The organism is Carboxydothermus islandicus (assembly GCF_001950325.1).
Classification (GTDB): Bacteria; Bacillota; Z-2901; order Carboxydothermales; family Carboxydothermaceae; genus Carboxydothermus; species Carboxydothermus islandicus.
Map to the genome: position 1 here is coordinate 64,158 of NZ_BDJL01000007.1, position 20,790 is coordinate 84,947.

The 20,790-nt window shown below is 43.1% G+C and carries 23 protein-coding genes and 1 other annotated feature; of the genes, 8 read left to right on the forward strand and 15 right to left on the reverse strand.

Features of this window, described 5'->3' with window-relative positions; genetic code table 11:
* Nucleotides 1-11: 11 nt before the first annotated feature.
* The 10 genes from ruvX to ciss_RS02075 form a co-directional block, all read right to left on the reverse strand.
* Nucleotides 12-428 carry a Holliday junction resolvase RuvX gene (gene ruvX / locus ciss_RS02035; protein ID WP_075864652.1) on the reverse strand — a complete coding sequence of 139 codons (417 nt, stop codon included), beginning with the start codon at nucleotides 426-428 and terminating at the stop codon, nucleotides 12-14.
* Between the two features lie 16 nt (nucleotides 429-444).
* Nucleotides 445-1,398 (reverse strand): aldo/keto reductase, encoded by a 954-nt coding sequence (locus ciss_RS02040; RefSeq protein WP_075864653.1) that lies wholly within the window; start codon nucleotides 1,396-1,398, stop codon nucleotides 445-447.
* Between the two features lie 3 nt (nucleotides 1,399-1,401).
* A complete protein-coding gene (locus ciss_RS02045; RefSeq protein WP_226986733.1) occupies nucleotides 1,402-1,635 on the reverse strand; it encodes an IreB family regulatory phosphoprotein in 234 nt (77 codons plus the stop codon).
* 110 nt (nucleotides 1,636-1,745) lie between these two features.
* The gene (locus ciss_RS02050; RefSeq protein ID WP_075864654.1) at nucleotides 1,746-1,925 is read right to left on the reverse strand and encodes a hypothetical protein; all 180 of its coding nucleotides are present in this window, start codon (nucleotides 1,923-1,925) and stop codon (nucleotides 1,746-1,748) included.
* A gap of 59 nt (nucleotides 1,926-1,984) precedes the next feature.
* On the reverse strand, nucleotides 1,985-4,609 hold the full coding sequence (gene alaS, locus ciss_RS02055; RefSeq protein ID WP_075864655.1) for an alanine--tRNA ligase: 2,625 nt from the start codon (nucleotides 4,607-4,609) through the stop codon (nucleotides 1,985-1,987).
* 38 nt (nucleotides 4,610-4,647) lie between these two features.
* A complete protein-coding gene (locus ciss_RS02060; RefSeq protein ID WP_166503966.1) occupies nucleotides 4,648-5,703 on the reverse strand; it encodes an AI-2E family transporter in 1,056 nt (351 codons plus the stop codon).
* Nucleotides 5,704-5,711: 8 nt separating this feature from the next.
* Nucleotides 5,712-5,852, reverse strand: a complete 141-nt coding sequence (locus ciss_RS13225) for a hypothetical protein (protein ID WP_166503967.1) — start codon at nucleotides 5,850-5,852, stop codon at nucleotides 5,712-5,714.
* A 23-nt stretch (nucleotides 5,853-5,875) separates the two neighbouring features.
* Nucleotides 5,876-6,049, reverse strand: a complete 174-nt coding sequence (locus ciss_RS13230; RefSeq protein ID WP_011343469.1) for a YrzR-like zinc ribbon domain — start codon at nucleotides 6,047-6,049, stop codon at nucleotides 5,876-5,878.
* An 84-nt stretch (nucleotides 6,050-6,133) separates the two neighbouring features.
* Entirely contained in the window at nucleotides 6,134-8,911 is a 2,778-nt protein-coding gene (gene ileS / locus ciss_RS02065) for an isoleucine--tRNA ligase (protein WP_075864701.1), read from the reverse strand.
* Nucleotides 8,912-9,001: 90 nt separating this feature from the next.
* Nucleotides 9,002-9,222: a binding site (T-box leader), on the reverse strand.
* Nucleotides 9,223-9,237: 15 nt separating this feature from the next.
* Nucleotides 9,238-10,458: a hypothetical protein gene (locus tag ciss_RS02075; protein ID WP_075864658.1), complete on the reverse strand. Its 1,221-nt coding sequence runs from the start codon at nucleotides 10,456-10,458 to the stop codon at nucleotides 9,238-9,240.
* 116 nt (nucleotides 10,459-10,574) lie between these two features.
* Here ciss_RS02075 and ciss_RS02080 point away from each other — a divergent pair, with 116 nt between their 5' ends.
* The 8 genes from ciss_RS02080 to ciss_RS02115 all read left to right on the forward strand — a co-directional run bounded on the left by ciss_RS02080 (nucleotide 10,575) and on the right by ciss_RS02115 (nucleotide 14,827).
* On the forward strand, nucleotides 10,575-11,291 hold the full coding sequence (locus ciss_RS02080; protein ID WP_075864659.1) for a metallophosphoesterase family protein: 717 nt from the start codon (nucleotides 10,575-10,577) through the stop codon (nucleotides 11,289-11,291).
* Nucleotides 11,292-11,392: 101 nt separating this feature from the next.
* Nucleotides 11,393-11,647, forward strand: coding sequence for an AbrB/MazE/SpoVT family DNA-binding domain-containing protein (locus ciss_RS02085; RefSeq protein ID WP_075864660.1), 255 nt, complete (start codon nucleotides 11,393-11,395; stop codon nucleotides 11,645-11,647).
* Nucleotides 11,648-11,651: 4 nt separating this feature from the next.
* Nucleotides 11,652-12,062: a type II toxin-antitoxin system VapC family toxin gene (locus ciss_RS02090; protein WP_075864661.1), complete on the forward strand. Its 411-nt coding sequence runs from the start codon at nucleotides 11,652-11,654 to the stop codon at nucleotides 12,060-12,062.
* A 64-nt stretch (nucleotides 12,063-12,126) separates the two neighbouring features.
* Complete coding sequence (locus tag ciss_RS02095; protein ID WP_501161875.1) at nucleotides 12,127-13,170, forward strand: RMD1 family protein; 1,044 nt, start codon at nucleotides 12,127-12,129, stop codon at nucleotides 13,168-13,170.
* A 21-nt stretch (nucleotides 13,171-13,191) separates the two neighbouring features.
* The gene (locus tag ciss_RS02100; RefSeq protein WP_075864663.1) at nucleotides 13,192-13,617 is read left to right on the forward strand and encodes a hypothetical protein; all 426 of its coding nucleotides are present in this window, start codon (nucleotides 13,192-13,194) and stop codon (nucleotides 13,615-13,617) included.
* Between the two features lie 58 nt (nucleotides 13,618-13,675).
* Nucleotides 13,676-14,059, forward strand: coding sequence for an oxidoreductase (locus ciss_RS02105; protein ID WP_075864664.1), 384 nt, complete (start codon nucleotides 13,676-13,678; stop codon nucleotides 14,057-14,059).
* 56 nt (nucleotides 14,060-14,115) lie between these two features.
* A complete protein-coding gene (locus ciss_RS02110; RefSeq protein ID WP_011343461.1) occupies nucleotides 14,116-14,304 on the forward strand; it encodes a hypothetical protein in 189 nt (62 codons plus the stop codon).
* Complete coding sequence (locus tag ciss_RS02115) at nucleotides 14,276-14,827, forward strand: DUF6036 family nucleotidyltransferase (RefSeq protein ID WP_075864665.1); 552 nt, start codon at nucleotides 14,276-14,278, stop codon at nucleotides 14,825-14,827. Before ciss_RS02110 ends, ciss_RS02115 begins: the two co-directional genes overlap by 29 nt.
* On the opposite strand, the gene cimA is transcribed toward ciss_RS02115, so the two are convergent.
* From cimA to ciss_RS02135, 5 genes are read right to left on the reverse strand one after another with little or no spacing between them, the layout of a single operon-like run.
* Entirely contained in the window at nucleotides 14,824-16,398 is a 1,575-nt protein-coding gene (gene cimA, locus ciss_RS02120) for a citramalate synthase (RefSeq protein ID WP_075864666.1), read from the reverse strand. The two genes, ciss_RS02115 and cimA, sit on opposite strands and share 4 nt — an antisense overlap.
* A complete protein-coding gene (gene leuB, locus ciss_RS02125; protein WP_075864667.1) occupies nucleotides 16,376-17,500 on the reverse strand; it encodes a 3-isopropylmalate dehydrogenase in 1,125 nt (374 codons plus the stop codon). The genes cimA and leuB overlap by 23 nt, the downstream gene beginning before the upstream one ends.
* Nucleotides 17,469-17,957, reverse strand: a complete 489-nt coding sequence (gene leuD, locus ciss_RS13420) for a 3-isopropylmalate dehydratase small subunit (protein ID WP_077177393.1) — start codon at nucleotides 17,955-17,957, stop codon at nucleotides 17,469-17,471. Before leuD ends, leuB begins: the two co-directional genes overlap by 32 nt.
* The gene (gene leuC / locus ciss_RS02130; RefSeq protein ID WP_077177394.1) at nucleotides 17,958-19,223 is read right to left on the reverse strand and encodes a 3-isopropylmalate dehydratase large subunit; all 1,266 of its coding nucleotides are present in this window, start codon (nucleotides 19,221-19,223) and stop codon (nucleotides 17,958-17,960) included.
* On the reverse strand, nucleotides 19,223-20,758 hold the full coding sequence (locus ciss_RS02135) for a 2-isopropylmalate synthase (RefSeq protein WP_235837227.1): 1,536 nt from the start codon (nucleotides 20,756-20,758) through the stop codon (nucleotides 19,223-19,225). The genes leuC and ciss_RS02135 overlap by 1 nt, the downstream gene beginning before the upstream one ends.
* Between the last annotated feature and the right edge of the window lie 32 nt (nucleotides 20,759-20,790).

A 20,790-nucleotide genomic window follows, 5' to 3' on the forward strand; every position in this document is an offset into this window, starting at 1 on the left:
TCCACCTCTTTCTAATTTTTACTTTTATAATTTAGATAACCCGACAGGATGAGCGTTGCCGCCAGCTTATCAATCACCTTTTTTCGTTTCCGGCGGCTGATATCTCCGCTTATTAATAGCTTTTCCGCTTCCACGGTAGATAAACGTTCATCCCAAAAAACGGGTTTAATCCCTGTAAATTTGTAAAGCTCCCGGGCAAACCGCTCAACCAGCTCAGCCCGGGGTCCTGCAGTCCCGTTCATATTGCGCGGGTAACCAATAACAACTTCGGTAATGTTATGTAGTTCAATGATTTTTTTTATTTCCTCCAAATCTTTTTTCAAGCTTGTCCGGTTAATAACCGTTAATCCTTGAGCCGTAAGGCCGAGTTCATCGGATAACGCAACCCCAATTTTTTTATCTCCAACATCAAGTCCTAAGACTTTCATTTATTCACCCGCCGGGTTAAATTACTTTGATGGCAAAATGCGGACAGTGAGCCCCGCAGTAACCGCAAAAGAGGCATTTCTCCTGATTTACCAGCACTTTACCGGTCGATCCCAGCGTTAAAGCTTTCCGGGAACAGACTTTAACACACCGTCCACAGCCCTGGCACCAGCTTTCAATATGAAGCTTTTTGGCAATCTTTTTTAAGCTCTCTTCTATATTACCATCAATTTCACTTTTTTGAAAGTAGTTTATATTAGCAATTACCTCAATTTCCGATTTCATCCCCACGGCAATTGCGGAAAGTTCTTTTATCCCCAGAACGAAGTCAAAAGCTTTTTTAAAATCGCCGCCCAAATGCCCGCCACCTAAAGGCTTCATACCATAAAGCCCTTTACCCATGAGATAAGCTTCAGAAATGGCAGCAAGCATTTCCTCAGCCGTGCCATCGGCAATACCTATGCCGCGGTAATTTATCAGGGGATGAATCACTTCCACAGCAGGATGCATCATTCCCGCCCTTACCCCGGCAATAAAATGGGTAGAAATACCTGCTGCCCGAACATAGCCTTTTTCCTTGGCCTTTTGGAGATAAAAAAGGGCCTCCTCATGCCCTTTTAAGGTAAAATACGATTCCTGTTCGTGTAAAAGAAAGATATCTATATAATCCCGCCCCAGGGAAGTTAAAGCTTCTTTAAGGCTTTTCTCCATAGCCTGGGCTGTTGCCGCATACGATTTTGTGGCAATTACCACCCGGTCCGGGGGCAAACCTTTTAATGCCCTTCTAATATACGGGTAGGTTTGATAAAGCTCTGCGGTATCGATAAAATTTACCCCGTTTTCTATAGCAAGGCGTATAAGCCGTGCTCCTTCCTTTAAGGGCAAATTTCTTTGCAACGGTCCAATGGTTAGAGCTCCAAAGCAAAGCCGTGAAACCTCTATTCCCGTTCTTCCAAGAACCCTTCTTTCCAACTTTTATTCCCTTTCCAAGTACACTTTTAAAAGCTCTTCCAGTAATTCATCCCGTTCAATTTTACGGATTAAATTCCGGGCGTTTTTATGGCTGGTAATGTACGCCGGATCTCCTGATAAAAGGTATCCAACCAGTTGATTTATCGGATTATAGCCTTTTTCCTGCAACGCTTCATAAATGGTAAGTAAAAGGGCTTTATGTTTGGTATTTTTCTCTTTATCAAAACCAAAGCGCATGGTTTTTTCCATATCTTCACCCACGGTAAGCACCCCCTTTTATGCGCCAAATCTTATATATATTATTCGGCATCTTTAGAGACATTTCCTGTAAGCAAGAAAAATTTTCTTTAAGTCCAGAGGTTATCGTTATAATGGTAATAAAAGATGGTGGTAGTGTCTTTTTCGGGCATTTTCCTGTCATAATCCCGGCACACTACCCTAAGCCCTTCCTGTTTCAGCCAGACTTTCTCCCGACTACAGTAACCGCCTATCCGGTGCCAGCAGTCGGATTGACAGCGTATTTTCATAAGAAAAGCCCCCCTTTAGGGGAATTTTCCCCAAAAAAGAGGGGTTTATACCGCTAAAGTTATTTGGACTGAACGTAGTCGTCTATTACCTGTAAAGCTTCCTGAACTTTTTCCGGATTCTTTCCACCCGCCTGGGCCATATCCGGTCTTCCACCACCGCCGCCTCCGGTAATCTTTGCCGCTTCTTTCACCAGTTCACCGGCGTGATATTTATCGGTGAGGTTTTTATCCACGCCCGCCAGGAAATTCACTTTTCCATCCTTAACCCCCGCTAATAAAACAACGTAATTGGCCAGGGAAGCCTTCACCACATCGTAAGCTTTTCTAAGTCCCTCCATATCGGCCCCATCAATTAAGGCAGAAAGAACCTTAACTCCCTTTATTTCCCGCACGGAGTTAAGTAAACTTTTAACTTCAATGGACGCAATTTTTTGCCTAAGAGCTTCAATTTCCCGGTCTTTTTCTTTCAGGGTTTTTAAAGTAGTACTTATTTTCTCCGGTAATTCGACAAAAGTGCATTTATATGGTTCCGTGGCCTTTTGCAGGGTATCTTCCAGGCTTCTTACGTATTCTAAAGCTCCAAGGCCAGTCAGCGCTTCTATGCGCCGTATCCCGGCACCGATACTGCTTTCACCCAGGATTTTAAAGAAACCAATTACTCCAGTGGAAGGCACATGGGTTCCGCCACAAAGTTCAGCGGAAAATTCACCGACCCTAACAACCCGAACGAGGTCGCCGTATTTTTCATCAAAGAGGGCAATTACTCCTGCTTTGCGCGCTTCATCTAAGGTGGTGTAATCAATTTGCACTAAAAGATTTTGTAAAATTACTTCATTAACAATATTTTCAATTTTCCGGAGGTCTTCATCACTAACTCCCTCAAAATGAGTAAAGTCAAAGCGCAACCGCTCCGGAGTAACCAGCGAACCCGCCTGATTTACGTGTTCCCCCAAAACCATTTTTAAGGCTTTGTGGAGCAGGTGGGTGGCGGTGTGGTTGCGGGCAGTACTCATACGGGTGGTTTCATCCACTATCAAAGTGGCTTTATCTCCCAATTTTACACTGCCCTCAACAACTTTAACCTTGTGCAGGATAAAGTCACTTAAAGGTTTTTCCACATCCAAAACCGATAGTTTAAAACCGTCACCTAAAATTTCGCCTTTATCGGCTACCTGTCCACCCCCTTCGGGGTAAAAGGGAGTTACCCGGGTGATAATCTCTCCTTCCTCTCCCGCTGATAGGCTTTCCACCTTTTCACCATTTTTTATAATAGCAATTATCTCTGTCGCTTCCGAAAGCTTCTCATAGCCGACAAAAGTTACCTCTCCTACCTCTTCTTTCAATTGTTTTAAGAATGCATCCCTGGTAGATAAATAATCCACATCTTCCCGTGCTTCCCGGGCCCGCCGGCGTTGTTCTTCCATATGCTGTTTAAAGCCTTCCTCATCAACCGTAAAACCTTTTTCCTCGGCGATCTCCCGGGTTAACTCAATGGGAAAGCCGTAAGTATCGTAAAGTTTAAAAGCCAATGATCCGGGTATTTCCTTTTTCCCTTCCTGAACAAGGCGTTCCATCAGCTCTGCTAACATTGTTAGCCCCTGATTCAGGGTTTCCCGGAATTTTTCTTCTTCAAGTTTGATGATTTTTAAAGTATGCTCGGCTTTTTCTTTTAACTCGGGGTACACATCGCCCATCTGCTCTATTACTTTGGCAGCTACGAGGTGTAAAAACGGCTCCTCCCGGTCTAAAAGCCGGCCAAAGCGCAGCGCCCGGCGAAGCAAGCGTCTAATCACATATCCCCGGCCTTCATTGGAAGGAAGGGCTCCATCGGTAATGGCAAAGGTAATTGCCCGGGTATGGTCGGCAATCACCTTTAAAGCCACATCTACCTTTTCCTCATAACCGTATTTGACTCCAAGGATTTGAGCGGCATAATCCATTATTTCCCGGAAAATATCGGTATCAAAGTTGGAAGGTACCCCCTGGAGAACCGAAGCCACCCTTTCCAAGCCCATCCCGGTGTCAATACCTTTTTGCTCTAAAGGAGTATAATTCCCCTGTTCATCCCGGAAAAACTGGATAAACACCAAGTTCCAGATTTCCAAAAAGCGTCCGCAGTCACACGCCACACTGCAGTCAGGGCTGCCACAGCCCCTTTCCGGACCCAAGTCAACATAAATTTCCGAACAGGGACCGCAGGGTCCTACCCCAATCTCCCAGAAGTTGGTGTCTTTCCCAAGGCGGGTAATCCGCTCCGCCGGAACCCCCACCACATTGTGCCAGATGTCGAAAGCTTCATCGTCGTCTAAATAAATCGTTATGTACAATTTATCTTTGGAGATGCCTAAATGTTCGGTAACAAATTCCCAGGCCCAGGTAATCGCTTCTTTCTTAAAATAATCCCCAAAGGAAAAGTTACCGAGCATTTCAAAAAACGTATGGTGGCGGGCAGTCCGTCCTACCGACTCAATGTCGGGAGTCCTGAGACATTTCTGGCAAGTGGTTACCCTTCTTACCTCCGGTACCGCCGCTCCGGTAAAATAAGGCTTAAAAGGCACCATCCCTGCTGCCGTCCACAAAAGACTTGGGTCATTAGCAGGAATAAGGGAAGCACTGGGCAAAATCTTATGACCTTTGCTTTCGAAAAATTTCAAGAACTTTTCCCGGATTTCGCGCGCTAACACAAAATATCCCCCATTCAAACGGTTTTAACTTTATCTAATTATACTTTACCAAAATTTTTACTGTCAACTTCAAGGCTATTCCCCCGCCAGCGAAAGAGGAAATATAAATTGCGAACAACTGCAGCAACCGGTACTGCCAAAATCATGCCCAAAACTCCCCCTAAATTATAACCGCAAAGGAGTAAAAAAATAACGGTAAGGGGATGTAAGCCAAGGCTATCTCCTAAAATTTTCGGAGCTAAGATGTTTCCTTCTATTTGTTGAATTAAAACTATGGCTATTAATGTTTTTATAAATAAAACCTTTCCCTTTAAAAGCGCAAGAGCTAAAATGGGAATACTTGCTAAAATTGGTCCAAAATAAGGAACCAACTCCATAATTCCGGCTAATAGTCCCAGGAGAAAACTGTAAGGTATCTTTAACATATAAAGAATTAAACCGGTTAGTATCCCTACCGTCAGGCAAATTAACAAATGGCCTTTAATAAAACGCCCAAAAACGTGGTCACAGACCTTAAGAAAAATAACCGCTTCATCCCGGAAATTAACGGGTAAATAACCCAATATACTTTTTTTTAAATTATGAACATCTTTTAAAATATAATAGGCAAGAATCGGAGCTAAAAGAAAATCAAAAAGATGGGAAGAGATTCCCCAGAGGGTGGTTAAAAGGCTTTTTAAAAGCCCCGCTATGCTTTTTTCTAAAGAATCTATTTGGATTAAAAGGCTCTTTTTTATTTCCGGAGGAAGACTACCCCGGTCAATTCCCGCCTGCTGTCGATCCAAAAACTCCTGCACCTGATTCAAGTAACCCGGAAGTACAGCTATTAACTCATTGATTTGCTTTATGAAAGACGGTAAAAAAAATTTTGTAATAAGAAAAATCATTATACCCAGCACAAGGTAAAGCAGGAGTATGCTAAAACCCCGATTAATTTTTTTTTGTTCCAGCCATTCCACCGGCCAGTGCAAAAGATAAGCTAAAATTCCCGCTAAAATAAAAGGGAAAAAAACTGCCCTTATCTGATAAAAAAAGATAAGGGCAACAACAATCCCTGTTACTCTTAGAGAGAAATAAAGAAACTTTGAGAACACTTTCTCACCTATTTCCATAAATCGGTTAAATCATCATACAACCGCATTAATTTCTTCTTCCGGTCCTCCCGCCGGTTAGTTACCGCTACCAGCAAAGTCATACCCAAAAGACTCCCGGCCAAAAGCCCACCCCAAAAATTCCGCCGCATAATTTAACCTCCCTGGCTCCCTTTTAGTACAGTTGCTGGTTGTAAGGATCAAAGGCCATAAGGCTTCCGTCCTCACCCAATTCAAAAATCTGCACCCCTTCTTTATTTATCCGGTATTCAACGCAACAATTCCAGCAAAAATACTGGTCGGTTCCCACCTTTCCGGTAGCCCGTCCGCCACAAATCGGACAATTCATCGTATCCCCTCCGCACCGCGGTTATTTTATTGGTAGTATAACCGCAAAACAAAATTTTCATACCTCTAGACAAAAAACCGCCCGCTACCGCGGACGGTTTTTCAACTCGTGCAGGACTCCAGCACAGCGCGGGCAGGTATCCGGAAATTCCGGATCCAATCCCACTTCGGGGGAATACATCCAGCAACGCTGGCACTTTTCTCCTAAGGCTTTGTTTACCACCACTTCTAAAGGTAATTCACCGTTTTCTCCGGCAACTTCCTCCTTTTGAACATCAACCTGGGAAACAATGAAAATTTCCGGCCATATATTTACCCGCTTTACTAAAAAGTCGTAAAGTTCGCCCGAAGCTTTCAAAGTAACCCAGGCATCAAGACTGTGGCCTATTAACTTTTCCTGACGGGCGGCTTCTAATGCTTTTAAGACTTTAGCGCGAATTTCTAAAATTTTATCCCAGGTCTCCTCTAAAGCTAAATCCAGGTATTTCTCTTCAACCTTCGGCATATCCAAGAGCTGCACCGATTCTTTTTTATTTTTGGCCGGGAAGTGGCGATAGGCTTCTTCGGTGGTAAAAGCCAGGACCGGTGTTAAGAGCCGTAAAAGGCTATCAAGGATCTCGTACAGCACCGTCTGAGCTGAGCGGCGTTTTTCGCTATCGGGAAGTTCAACGTAAAGCCGGTCCTTAATAATATCCAGGTAAATAGCACTCATATCCACCGCACAGAAATTATGAATCGCATGAAAGACGACGTGAAACTCATAATCCCGATAAGCTTTTTCCACCCGGGCAATTAAGCGATGAAGTTTGGCAAGGGCCCAGCGGTCAATTTCTAAAAGTTGTTCATAGGGTACCCGGTGTTTTTCGTGGTCGTAATCATAGAGATTTCCCAGTAAGAACCGAATGGTATTTCTAATCTTCCGGTAGCCTTCGGCGGTCTGCTTTAAAATGTTATTGGAAATTGCTAAGTCGGAGCGATAATCTGCCGATGCCACCCAGAGCCGCAAAATATCCGCTCCCAGCTCTTTAATAACTTTTAAGGGGTCTACCACATTGCCTAAAGACTTGGACATTTTCCTTCCCTTTTCGTCCACCAAAAAGCCATGGGTTAAAACCGCTTTATAAGGTGCCATCCCTTTGGTAGCAACCGCAGTAGAAAGGGAAGAGTTAAACCAGCCCCGGTGCTGGTCCGAACCCTCTAAGTAAAGGTCAGCCGGCCAATGCAAATCCGGCCAGTATTCCGGCTGCTCTAAAACCGCCGCATGGCTGGAACCGGAATCAAACCAGACGTCCATGATATCGGTTTCCTTGCGGAAGGTCACCCCTCCACAATGAGGACACCTGAAACCATCCGGAAGAATTTCCGCGGCCTCGTACTTCCACCAGGCATCGCTTCCCTCGACGCGGAATAAATCGGAAACCGCTTTGATACTTTCATCGGTAATAATTTCCTTGCCGCAGGCTTCACAGTAAAAAATCGGTATCGGCACGCCCCAGGTTCTTTGCCGGGAAATACACCAATCACCCCGGTCGCGCACCATGTTGTAAATCCTATCTTTACCCCAGGCGGGAATCCATTCGACCTTTTCAATTTCTTTTAAAGCCTGTTCTCTAAAGCCGTCAATGGAAGCAAACCACTGCTCGGTAGCCCTAAAAATCACCGGGTTTTTACACCGCCAGCAGTGGGGATACGAGTGCTTAATAAACGACATTGCCAGTAAATCTCCGGAGGCTTCTAAATCCTGGGTAATGGCTTTGTTGCCATCATCGATTTTCATGCCCGCATATTTTCCCGCACCTTCGGTTAAAACTCCCTGGTGGTTTACCGGGGAAAGCACCGGAAGGTTATACTTTTTCCCGGTTTCGAAGTCTTCGGTACCATGGCCAGGAGCGGTATGGACAAGACCGGTACCGGATTCCAGGGTAACATACTCGGCCAAAACCACCGGCGATTCCCGCTCGATAAACGGATGCCTGGTCACTACTCCCAACAGCTCTTCCCCTTTAAAACGGGCAACCACTTCTCCGGAGAGTTTTGTTGCCTCAAAAAATTGCTGAACCAACCCCTCGGCTACCACATATTCGCCTTTTTCGGTTTTAACCAAAACATAAGTAAATTCCGGGTGGACGGCAATGGCCACGTTAGCCGGAAGGGTCCAGGGAGTGGTAGTCCAGATTACCAGATAAGCATCTTCCGGCACTTTTCCCTTTCCGTCTACCACCTTAAAGCGTACATAAATAGACGGTGATTTTTTCTCAGCATACTCGATTTCCGCTTCCGCTAAAGCGGTCTCACAAACCGGACACCAGTAAACCGGTTTTAAACCTTTATAAATATAACCTTTTTTCGCCATTTCTCCGAAAATTTCAATCTGCTTGGCTTCATAGTGGGGCATTAAGGTAAGATAAGGATTTTCCCAGTCCCCCCGTACTCCGAGGCGTTTAAACTGCTCCTTTTGAATCCAGGCATATTTTTCCGCATACTCCCGGCATTTAGCCCGAAACTCCAGGGGACTTATTTCCTTCCGGTTAATCCCGAGGTCCTTAATGGCCCGCTGTTCAATGGGAAGGCCATGGGTATCCCAGCCCGGAACATAAGGGGCATCAAAGCCGTCCATACTTTTGAACTTCACAATAATATCTTTTAAAACTTTATTTAAAACATGACCCATATGAATATCGCCATTGGCATAGGGAGGACCGTCGTGCAGGACAAACTTCGGACGCCCCTCATTTTTTTGCTGTACCTTGCGGTAGAGATCAATTTTTTCCCAGTAAGCCAAAATTTCCGGCTCCCGTTCGGGAAGATTTCCCCGCATCGGGAAATCGGTAACTGGAAGATTTAAAGTTTTTCCGTAGTCCATTTCTTCTATCCTCTCCTTTATGGTATAAATTTTATTATTAATCTGTATTAAAGCGTTTCTAAACAAATAAAAAATCCCTTAACCCAAAGGTTAAGGGACGGCTATCAACCGCGGTACCACCCAAATTACCGGAAAATCCGGTCACTTCGTTAAAATAACGGCACAAGCGCCGGGCAAACCTACTGGGCTTTTCGCCTTTGGGTCGCCTCCTCCCGGGGGATTTTCGCCAAAGCCATGACCGCCGGGCTTCCACCCTCCCCGGCTCGCTTGGGGCCTTTAGCCTTGCTACTCGTCCCGTTCACAGGATTTTTCTGATTTGGTTAAACTCATATGATATTATATGACCAAACATTAGATTCGTCAATAACGGAGCCCTTAACACCAAGCCAAAACATAATACCTACAATGAGCATCATTAAAATAAAGGTTACGATAATTTTAGCTCTGTTTTTTTTAGTTTTTTCATTGTAGTAAACCGCAACTAAATGGGTAGCATAAACCGAAAGGCCAGCAAAAGCCACTACCAGCCCAAGTTTTAACCCGGGGTTTAGATTGTGAAAAACTTCTTCCGGTGTTAAATACTTCCAAATACTGAGAGTATAATAAGTTACGACAATAAATTCAATAAACGCCGCCGCTACCTGAAGCGCTACCCCTTCCCGGGTAAGCTCAATGTTTTGCGCAATACTTTTATACATTTGTTCTTGCAATTTTTTTGTTTCCCGACTCTGGATAAGTTGAATTCTGGAATTGATAACTTCAACGCCGGATTTTAAATGACTCAGAAGATTTTCAAACCTCTCCGCGATTTCTTTTAACCGGTTGGCTTTAAGGGCCACCTCTCCAAGGCTATCGTTTATGTAAACACTTTCAGCCTCAAAGGAAAATATTTTTTTAGTTAGTCTCAAGATTTTATCCCTATCCCTTTGGACTTCCGCCAAATACCCTTTTATTACTGTATACTCCAGCGCCAAGTCGTTATATAAGTCGCTAATCCTGCCAAGGTTTTTTTCCAGGATTTCTAAATCCGAACCAAATTTCTCGATTTCCCCCAAAATATCCGGTAGCTGTTTTAATATTCCAGCTCTTTTGGTATCAAGGATTTCCGCCTGTTCCAGGTAAAGTTTGGCTTTTTGGGTAAACTTATGTAGTTCTCCCTCTAAAATAAAAAATTTTAAAAGAAAGCTCTCCCGGTTATAACGGGGTAAAAAACGATAAAATCGATAATCTTCATCACTTTCCAAAAGTTCTAAATCCTTTTCACCTTCCATAAATTCTACCACTGTCTTTCCTAAAAAATTCGAGCTAATGGTAGTACCATCAAGTAAATTATCTTCTCCTTCCCTTATAAGCACCAATAAATCTTCAGTTAGAAAAAAGGAAAACTTTCCCTCTAATCCCAGCCCTCGTTTTAACAGGATAATGTTTTTACCTAACGGATTTAAAAAGACCGGTTCTTCTTCGAGTGAAAACTTTTCTTTTATTTTCTTCCACATTAAGGTCGTTTCTTCTTCTTCTTCCATTACAAAAAATAACACTTCAATCACGTTAAATTCCCCTTTTCCAAGAAAAATTAATTAATTAAATTTTATCTTAATTTTTCTTAAAATTAAAGTATTCCTGGTAAACTAAGAAAGTAGTCTTCAGAAACGAGGTGTAAGTTATGCTTTTAGCATTCATCGGCGATATCCACGGTAACCTGCCGGCTTTAAAAGAAGTGCTGGCCGATGCCGAAACGAATAAAGTGGAAAAAATCTACCACACCGGCGACCTTATCGGTTACGGCCCTTTTCCCAATGAAGTAGTCGAACTTATCCGCCAGAAAAACATTGAAGGGGTTCTCGGCAATTATGATGATGGTGCTGCCAATAAAAGGCCTACCTGTGGTTGCGATTATAAAACGGCAAAGGAACACGAAATTGGGGCAAAATCTTTGGCTTTTACCACCAAAAGCCTGTTACCGGAAAATAGAGAATACCTGAAAAAGCTGCCAAATATTGTGAAGTTTGAAGTTTGCGGCAAAAACTTTCTCCTGTTTCACGGCTCGCCCGAACGGTTAAACGAGTATTTAACACCGGATCTTTTCCCCGACCGGTTTAATAAACTTATTGAAGATTACCCGGACATCGAAGTTTTTGTTTTCGGGCATACCCATTATCCTTTTTATTTCCTCCACCGGGGACGGCATTTTTTAAACCCCGGCTCCACCGGTAAACCTAAAACCAAAGACCCCCGGGCGGTTTATGCTTTGGTCAAAGTAGAAAATGATAACCTAACGGTAAGTTTTCGTCTCGTTTCCTATCCTTATAATATTACCGCAGTAGCCATTAGCGAAAAAGGCCTGCCCGAAGAACTAGCCCAAATAATTTTGGGACAATAGTTTCCAAATTGTTTTTAGCCGCATATTTAAACTATAACAGAAAGTAAGTCATTGACTTTTTATATTGTAAGAATTATCTTTTAAGGTAAGGAGGTGTTATTATGTTAAGGGCTAAATTAACAAGTAAGGGACAGATTACAATCCCCGTTGCCGTTAGACGTAAATTTAACTTACAACCGGGCGATGAACTTATTTTTGACTTTGATAATAAAGGTGAAATAAAAGTCAAACCTTTGAAAAAGAAAACTTTAACTGAACTTTTTGCTACTTTAAAAACAAATAAACCATACTCGAGCAAATCTGAAGTACGTGAGGAAGTTGCTAAAGAACTTGCCAAAAAATTTGGATTGGAGTAAAGCAATGAAATATTTATGGATAGATGCAAATATTATCTTACGTTTTATTACCGGTTCTCCCCCTGAAATGGCTGAAAAAACCTTAGAATTAATGAAGCGGGTCGAAAAAGGAGAAGTCTGCCTACGGGTCTCATCCCTCGTTTTAGCTGAAGTCGTTTGGGTACTTTCTTCTTTTTATAAATTTTCCAAACACGAAATTGCTAATTCTCTAATTCCATTTATTAATGCAGATGGTATAGCTACAGAAAACCCAACTTTACTTGTACAAGCTTTGCAAGTTATGGCAGATAAAGATATAGATTTTGTGGATGCTTACCTTGCCTCTCTTGCCCGTTTTCATGATGAAATTATTTGTTCTTTTGATGATGATTTCAAAAAATTAGATGTTAAATTAATAACTCCCCCCGGAAAATAATTACCTCTCAGCTAAATCACCCCTGGTAATTATAATTAAAAAGGTGGGATTTTTTTTGGAGTTAGTGTTTTTATACCGTCTTTTTGATATTGCGGAAGAAATAGACCTTAGCAAAGCCGAAGAAATCTTAAGTGAAAAAAGGCCATTTCGGTTAAAACTTAAAAAAATTCCACCCAAAGCCATTCACATAGAAGAACCGCCATTAATTTTCGAATATTCAACCGGTTTTTACTTCTTTAACGGTAAAACTTTACCAACCAAAATAGCGGGAAAAATTTTCGCCTGGGGTGTCTTAAGTTTAAATTTGAGTTTGGATCTTCAAGATTTAAACCCTGATGAGTTTTTAGAACTGATGGTTTACTTAAACAATACCGAAGAGTTTGACGAACTTTTCAAAAAAGAAGTGAGGTTTTTAAAAGACCTTTTAACTCCTGCTCTAATTAAACCTTCGCCGGAACTTTTTGAAGAAGATTTTCTGATTTTTTTTACCACCGAAAAACCAAATTACGATCCGGTTCCGCTTCTGTTAGGAGAAAAAGAACCAATATCAGGAGCAACCCGGGCGGAAATTTTAAACAACCGCTTTTCTTATGCCGACACCGATATGACCATAATTGCCTGGGATGCAGCCTTCGTCTATGACGCCGATGGCAATATGGATGTTATTGACCTTTTGGAGTTTGCCGTCTCCCAGCTCTTAGAGCTTCGTTATTATGATAGCTTACTTACAAAAGCAATTAACGAAATGTACCAGGATATCGACCGGGCGGAAGAAGAATGGGGTTATAAAAAGCTTGGTAAATACCGGACAATAATGAAACGCCTGCTAAAAACCGTAGCCGATATTACCGAAATTACCGAGCGGGTCCAAAATGCATTAAAGGTTACCGAAGACGTTTTCTATGCCCGGGTCTATTCCCAGGCTTTAAGGATTTTCCGAACCAACGTCTGGGCTGAGCAAATCCGTCATAAATTAAATGTCTTAGAACGAAGCTACTCCATGCTGTCCGAAGAAGTGGTCACCAGTCGCTTTTTAGCGTTAGAAATTACCATTGTTTTATTAATACTTTTAGAATTTATTTTGGCGCTTTTACCTCATTTTAAGTAGTGTACCTGAGGAGGCCTCATCATGGAAAAATACACTGACAAAATTCTGTGGGGATTAGCTGGTTTAATTGCAGCGTTATATGTGACCGATAATGATTTTCTTTTTCTCGGCACGCCAAAAATTATCGCTCTCGCCAAAACCATTTTAATTACTTATCTGCCAAGCCTTATACTTTTAACTCTCCTGGCAAGTTTACTGGTAAATCGCTTTAACCTTCATCCCCTTTTAATCCTGCTTTTATACGGAGCCCCTTCCTTTTTAAGGTTAAACGGCTTCATAGGGGTAATTGTAACAAAAATTTTACCTGTTGCAGCAAAATTTGCCCCTGAATTAAAACCGGATTTAGTTGAACGCGCTCTGGTAAAAGGTATCACTTTGGCAGCAGTTATCGCTGTGGGAATTGTCTGGTCAAATTATGACCGCAAGAGAAAAAAAGGCCGGCGTTAAAAGGATTTTTTTGTTAAATGTCAAATATAATCGGTAAAAATTTTTAAGGAGGATAAAAATGGTCGATAAAAAAATTCGGGTAGGATTGGTGGGGGCCGGTAAAACAGGGACACCTCTTTTAGAGCAGCTTTTGGATGCTGATTTTATTGAAGTGGTTGGGGTCGCCGATGTGGACTTCGGAGCTCCGGGAATTTTGCTGGCCAAAGAAAAGGGAATCTTCATTACCCGGGATTTTTTAGACATTGCTAAAATGGGCAAAAAGGTTGATTTAATTATTGAAACCACTGGAATCCCCGAAGTTCGCCAGCAACTCCGGTGGTTTATGAAGGAAACAGGCAACAACCATACCATCATAGTTCCTGAGCTGGTTGCAATTTTAATGCAGTCTTTAGCCGCCGGAAAGCTGGTAGAAACTTATCACGGCTACCAAAAATATCTGTAAAAACCCCATATTTACATTATCTGGTATTTTAGCTATAATTACTTCAGGGGGTTACTATGAAATCCAATTTCCAAGCTCAGCTAGAATTTATTTTTGCAAAAATAAAAAACGATTCTCGACCATTATCGCCGACGGCAAATCTCTCCTTTAAAGAAAAGTTATTAATTATTGAAAAAATTAACGAAACGATTTTGACCTTAAAAAAGGGTGAAATAGGTGATTCAAAGTTTAAAGAAAATAACTAACATCTTTGAAAAAGAAAAGATTCGTTATTGCCTAATCGGGGGATTGGCCGTTTCTTTTTATGCTGAACCAAGAAGCACTTTTGATATTGACATCTTAGCCCTTTGGCCCGAACCCCGGGAAATTTTTTTTGATATCCTTGAGAGAAATTCAATAAAATTTAACTATACAAAATCATCTTTAGCAGATCCCGTAGGAGACATAATTAAAGCTGTAATCGATAATGTGAGCATTGACGTAATTATGGCACGCTTCCCTCATGAAATTGATTTTGTAAATAATGCTATAGAAGTAACCATTGAGGAAAAAGAAAAATTTAAAATAATTAGTCTTTATGATTTAATTGCTCAAAAACTTTTAGCTGGAGGACCTAAAGATTTATTTGATGTAGCAATGCTTTTAAAATATAACCAAAAAAATATCACATTAGATTCCCTTAAGTTACACTTGCAAAAATATAAAATAAATCTCGAACCCTTTTTAAAGTTTATAAGCATTTATGAAAAAGACAAGGGACTGTTTTAAGAAACAGTCCCTTCATTGTTATTGATTAAAAAGTAAACCAAGCTGTCGGTCAGGGCTTTTAAACTGGCTTCAATGATATTGGTGGAAACTCCCACGGTGTTGATACTTTTTTCGCCGGCAGACGATTCAATTAACACCCGCACCACCGCCTCGGTTCCGGCTTTTTCGTTTAAGACCCGGACCTTATAGTCGGTAAGCTTAAGCTCCGAAAGATTGGGGTATATTTCTAAAAGAGCTTTCCTTAAGGCATTGTCTAAAGCATTTACCGGACCGTTCCCATCGGAAGCGGTATGAATGGTGGTATCCCCCACCCGGACTTTAACCACCGCTTCCGATAAGACCCGGCCATCTTCCTTGATTTCAATGATCAGCTTGGAGTTGTCAATTTTAAACGGTTCCGAAAGCTTTCCCGTAACTCTTCGAACCAGAAGCTCCAGAGAAGCTTCGGCCCCTTCAAACTGGTAGCCCTGGTGCTCCATCGCCTTAATTGCCGCCACTAATTCTTTGCCATAGGTTTTAACCTCTTCTTCCGATAGCCCCAGGTTTTCACTGTTAAAAAGAAGGTTTGAAACTCCGGCCTGGTCGGAAATGGAAACTTTCCGGTGGTTACCTACCAGTTCCGGCGGAATATGCTCATAAGTACCCTTATCCTTTAAAAGTGCACTGGCATGAACCCCGCCTTTATGGGTAAAGGCGCTCTGTCCTGTATACGGCTGATAGGGATTGGGATGGAGGTTGGCTATCTCCGCTACATAACGGGAAAGCCGGGTCAGGTTTTTTAAATTATCCTGACAATTTACCTCCACTCCCATTTTTAAAATAAGATTGGGAATTACGGAACAGAGGTTGGCATTCCCGCACCGTTCCCCATAACCGTTAATCGTTCCCTGAACCATAACCGCTCCCGCTTCCACCGCTATTAAACTGTTGGCCACCGCCAGTTCCGAATCGTTATGAGTGTGAATGCCGATGCGGGGGTGAATTTTTAAAGCCGCTTCCACCCCGGCCCGAATCTCCTTGGGCAAACTTCCGCCGTTGGTATCACATAATACTATGAAATCGGCTCCAGCCCTGGCGGCCTGTTCGATAACTTTTAAAGCATACTCGGGATTATTTTTAAAACCGTCAAAAAAATGTTCCGCATCAAAAACCACTTCCCGCCCAACCTCTTTTAAAAAGGCAACCGTTTCGTACACCATTAAAAGGTTGTTTTCCAGGGTTGTAGCCAGAGCACTTTCTACATGTAAGTCCCATGATTTACCAAATACTGTAACTACCGGTGCTTCGCTTTTTATCAGGTTTAAAAGGTTAGGGTCGTCCTTAACTTTTAGCCTTGGATGGCGGGTAGAACCAAAAGCAGCAAGCTTAGTTTTATTAAAATCAAGCTTTTTGGCGTCCTGGAAAAACTCTAAATCTTTAGGATTTGCTCCCGGCCACCCACCTTCTAAATAATCAATGCCAAAGGCAATTAATTTTCTGGCAATTTTTAATTTATCGGAAACGGTATAACTTATCCCTTCCGCCTGGGCTCCATCCCTTAAAGTAGTATCATAAAGGTAAACCTTCATCATAAACCCCACCTAAGATTTCTTCCGCTACTAAATCACCCATTTCTTCACAGGTAACTAACGCAGTACCCGGCTCCAAAATATCACCCGTCCGGTAACCTTTTTGTAATACTGCTTTTACCGCTTTTTCAATAAGTAACGCTTCTTCCGGGCAGTCTAAACTGTATCTTAACATCATCCCGGCGGATAAAATTGTCGCCAGGGGGTTAGCTTTGTTCTGTCCGGCAATATCCGGTGCCGAACCGTGGATAGGCTCATATAACCCAAACTTTCCGTTTAAGCTGGCCGAGGGTAAAAGGCCAATGGAACCGGCCAAAACTGCGCCTTCATCGGTTAAAATATCCCCAAACATGTTTTCGGTAACGATTACATCAAACTGCCTTGGATTTCTGATAAGCTGCATTGCACAGTTATCAACATACATGTAGGAAAGCTCAACATCCGGATACTCTTTTTTTATCTCCTCGGTTATCTCCCTCCAGAAACGGGAGCTTTCTAAAACATTGGCTTTATCCACCAAAGTAAGTTTACCTCTTCGTTTTTGCGCTAACTCAAAACCAAGTCTTACTACCCTTTCCACTTCTTTTTCGGTATAAATCAAGGTGTCAATTACCGCTTGTTCCCCTTGCTCCGTAGTGAACCGCTTCTTCTCACCAAAATAAAGACCTCCCGTTAACTCCCGGACCATTAAAATATCCACGCCCTCAATTATTTCCGGCTTTAACGGGGAAGCATTTTTCAGTTCCGGGAAAAACATTACCGGCCGCAGGTTGGCATACAGGTCAAATACTTTGCGAATTTTTAAAAGTCCTCCCAATTCGGGCCGAATTTCCGGCGGCAAATTATCCCATTTGGGTCCCCCTACAGCCCCCAACAAAATGGCATCACTTTGTTTTCCAAGCTCCACCGTTTCTTCGGGAAGGGGCACTCCCGTTTCGTCTATAGCCGCTCCCCCGATTAAACCGTACTGAAAATTAAAAGTAATGCCCTTTTTCTCCCCCAGTGCTTTTAAAACCTTCACCGCTTCCTTAATTATCTCCGGTCCAATACCATCCCCCGGCAGCACCAAAATTTTAAACGGTCCCTTGCAGCTTCTCCCGGACATAGTTAATAAGTCCTCCTTTGGCAATAATGTTTTGCATAAACTCCGGTATGGGCTTGGCAAAGTAGCTTTCGCCAGTAGTAAGATTTTTTATTTCCCCGGTATCATAATTGATGGAAAGTTCATCCCCATCGCGAATTTTTTCCGCCGCTTCCGGACATTCCAAAATTTTTAAACCAATATTAAAACTATTCCGGTAAAAAATCCGGGCAAAGGATTTGGCAATCACCGCTTCAATCCCCAGGGCTTTGATCGCAATAGGAGCATGCTCCCGGGAACTACCGCAGCCAAAGTTTTTCCCGGCAACGATCACATCCCCGGGGCGGGCTTTTTTGGCAAACTCCGGATCCGCATCCTCCATGCAGTGTTTGGCTAATTCCTCCGGGTCGGAAGTATTAAGATACCTTGCCGGAATAATTACGTCGGTATCAATGTCATCGCCAAATTTAAAAGCACGCATTTACAGCACCTCCTCGGGATGAACGATTTTTCCGGCAATGGCCGAAGCTGCTGCTACCGCCGGTCCCGCCAGGTAAACTTCCGATTCTACATGCCCCATCCTGCCCACAAAATTACGGTTAGTAGTAGCTACTGCTCTCTCTCCTTTAGCTAAAATCCCCATGTGTCCGCCTAAGCAGGGACCACAGGTAGGAGTGGAAACCGCCGCTCCCGCTTCAATAAAAATATCAATAAGTCCTTCCTTAAGGGCCTGCCGGTAAACCGACTGGGAGCCGGGAATAATAATGCACCGCACATAATCTTTTACTTTTTTGCCTTTTAAGATCGCCGCCGCTACCCGTAAATCCTCAATTCGGCCATTGGTGCACGAACCAATTACCACCTGGTCAATGTCCTTACCGGATACCTCCTTTACCGGCACCGCATTTTCCGGAAGATGGGGAAGGGCTACCTGCGGTTCGATTTCTTCCACGTTAATTTCGTAAACCGCTTCGTATCTGGCATCGGGATCGCTGGCGAAAACTTTAAACTCCCGTTTTGCCCGGCCTTTTACATATTCCAGGGTAAGCTCATCCACCGGAAAGATGCCGTTTTTCGCTCCCGCTTCTATGGCCATATTGGCCATGGTTAGCCTTCCTTCAACCGAAATAAGCTTTAAAGCCGAACCGGCAAACTCCATCGCTTTATATAACGCTCCGTCCACCCCAATTTGCCCGATTATATACAGGATGATATCTTTGGCGGAAACGTAAGGTAAAAGCTTTTCCCCGTAAAGGTAAAACTTGATACTTTCGGGAACTTTAAACCAGGTTTCTCCAAGGGCCATCGCCGCCGCAAGGTCAGTTGAACCTACCCCGGTGGCAAAAGCCCCAAGCCCCCCGTAAGTGCAGGTATGGGAATCGGCCCCGATAATCACCTCTCCCGGCAATACCAACCCTTCTTCCGGCAGAAGCACATGCTCAATTCCCATTTTACCCACTTCAAAATAATAGGTAAGGTTTTGCTCTTTAGCAAAATCCCGCAAAATTTTGGCCTGTTCGGCACTTTTAATGTCTTTATTGGGAGTAAAATGGTCCGGCACCAAATAGACCCTGTCCCGGTCAAAAACCGCATCCACTCCAATTTTCTTGAACTCGCTTATCGCTACCGGTCCGGTTATGTCGTTGGCTAAAACCGCATCAACTTTGCAGGAAATTAATTCTCCCGGTTCAACAACCTCTTTTCCGGCATGATAGGCAAGAATTTTCTCGGTCATCGTCATCCCCATTACTGCTTCTCCCCTTTCATCTGATAATCAAACAATAATTTGTTGATACCATTTAAATAAGCTTTGGCCGATGCTTCCAAAATATCGGTGGAAACTCCGCGACCGGTAACAATTTTCCCGAAGCCATTTTTAAGTTTTACTACTACTTCTCCCAGGGCATCTTCGCCGGAAGTTACGGCATTAATTGAATATTGCTCTAAAACCGGGGCTAAACCGGTTATTTTATTAATAGCTTTATAAATGGCATCGACCGGTCCATCGCCGGTGGCAGCTTCTTCTAACTTTTCCCCTTCCTTTAATAAGCCTACAGTCGCCGTGGGAATAATCGTTGAACCGGTTGAAATGTGGAAATATTCCAGGCTGTAAGTTTCGGGAACTTTTCTTATTTCTTCTTCCATCATTGCTTCTAAATCCTGGTCGGTAACTTCTTTTTTCTTATCGGCTAACGCTTTAAATTTAACAAAAGCCTCGTTTAACTGCTCCTCGGTTAATTCATAACCAAGCTCTAATAACCTCTCCTTTAACGCATGTCTACCCGAATGCTTACCAAGGACAAGACGGGATTCGGGAATACCCACCAGCCTGGGGTTCATTATTTCGTAAGTAGTTCTTTCCTTTAAAACCCCGTCCTGGTGAATCCCCGATTCGTGGGAAAAGGCATTTTTTCCTACAATCGCTTTGTTGGGCTGGACCGGCATCCCGGTTAAATTGCTAACGAGCTTACTGGTCCGGTAAATCTCCTCGGTTTTAATGCCGGTATAAAAAGGCAATACGTCTTTCCGGGTATAAAGAGCCATTACAATCTCCTCTAAGGAACAGTTTCCAGCCCGTTCGCCAATTCCGTTAATGGTACATTCCACCTGCCGGGCACCGTTTTTGATGGCAGCTAAACTATTGGCCACCGCCAGCCCCAAGTCATCATGACAGTGGACGCTTAACACCGCCCGGTCCATTACCGGTACTTTCTCTAAAATCTTGCGAATAAATTCTCCAAATTCTTCCGGTTCGGCATAGCCAACGGTATCGGGAATGTTTATGGTAGTAGCTCCCGCTTTTACCGCCGCTTCCACCACCCGGCACAAAAAATCCAGGTCACTTCTGGAGGCATCCTCCGCCGAAAACTCCACGTCGGCGGTAAATTTTTTAGCAAGTTTGACCGCCGCTACCGCCCGTTCAATAACCGTTTCCCGGTCCATTTTCAGTTTATATTTCAAATGAATATCGGAAGTGGCAATAAAAGTGTGAATCCGGGGACTTTCCGCCTCTTTGATGGCCTCCCAGGCCGTTTCAATATCCAAAGCCGAAGCCCGGGCCAGGGCAGCCACCACCACCCCTTTTACTTCCCGGGCAATTAAAGATACGGCTTCCTTATCCCCGGGAGAAGTTATAGGAAAACCTGCCTCTATAACATCAACGCCCAGCTTTTGTAACTGCCGGGCGATTTGCAATTTCTCCATAGCATTTAAACTAACTCCGGGTGACTGCTCCCCATCCCTCAACGTCGTATCAAAAATCCTAACCCTTTCCATATAAATCACCTACGCTTTTCATGTTTATACGTTTTTAT

Bases quoted from the DNA above. Each gene is read 5' to 3' on its own strand.
- ruvX (WP_075864652.1), bottom strand. From the start codon at position 428: ATGAAAGTCTTAGGACTTGATGTTGGAGATAAAAAAATTGGGGTTGCG.
- ciss_RS02045 (WP_226986733.1), bottom strand. From the start codon at position 1,635: ATGCGCTTTGGTTTTGATAAAGAGAAAAATACCAAACATAAAGCCCTT.
- ciss_RS02050 (WP_075864654.1), bottom strand. From the start codon at position 1,925: ATGAAAATACGCTGTCAATCCGACTGCTGGCACCGGATAGGCGGTTAC.
- ciss_RS13225 (WP_166503967.1), bottom strand. From the start codon at position 5,852: ATGCGGCGGAATTTTTGGGGTGGGCTTTTGGCCGGGAGTCTTTTGGGT.
- ciss_RS13230 (WP_011343469.1), bottom strand. From the start codon at position 6,049: ATGAATTGTCCGATTTGTGGCGGACGGGCTACCGGAAAGGTGGGAACC.
- ileS (WP_075864701.1), bottom strand. From the start codon at position 8,911: ATGGACTACGGAAAAACTTTAAATCTTCCAGTTACCGATTTCCCGATG.
- ciss_RS02080 (WP_075864659.1), top strand. From the start codon at position 10,575: ATGCTTTTAGCATTCATCGGCGATATCCACGGTAACCTGCCGGCTTTA.
- ciss_RS02085 (WP_075864660.1), top strand. From the start codon at position 11,393: ATGTTAAGGGCTAAATTAACAAGTAAGGGACAGATTACAATCCCCGTT.
- ciss_RS02090 (WP_075864661.1), top strand. From the start codon at position 11,652: ATGAAATATTTATGGATAGATGCAAATATTATCTTACGTTTTATTACC.
- ciss_RS02100 (WP_075864663.1), top strand. From the start codon at position 13,192: ATGGAAAAATACACTGACAAAATTCTGTGGGGATTAGCTGGTTTAATT.
- ciss_RS02105 (WP_075864664.1), top strand. From the start codon at position 13,676: ATGGTCGATAAAAAAATTCGGGTAGGATTGGTGGGGGCCGGTAAAACA.
- ciss_RS02110 (WP_011343461.1), top strand. From the start codon at position 14,116: ATGAAATCCAATTTCCAAGCTCAGCTAGAATTTATTTTTGCAAAAATA.
- cimA (WP_075864666.1), bottom strand. From the start codon at position 16,398: ATGATGAAGGTTTACCTTTATGATACTACTTTAAGGGATGGAGCCCAG.
- leuB (WP_075864667.1), bottom strand. From the start codon at position 17,500: ATGTCCGGGAGAAGCTGCAAGGGACCGTTTAAAATTTTGGTGCTGCCG.
- leuD (WP_077177393.1), bottom strand. From the start codon at position 17,957: ATGCGTGCTTTTAAATTTGGCGATGACATTGATACCGACGTAATTATT.
- leuC (WP_077177394.1), bottom strand. From the start codon at position 19,223: ATGGGGATGACGATGACCGAGAAAATTCTTGCCTATCATGCCGGAAAA.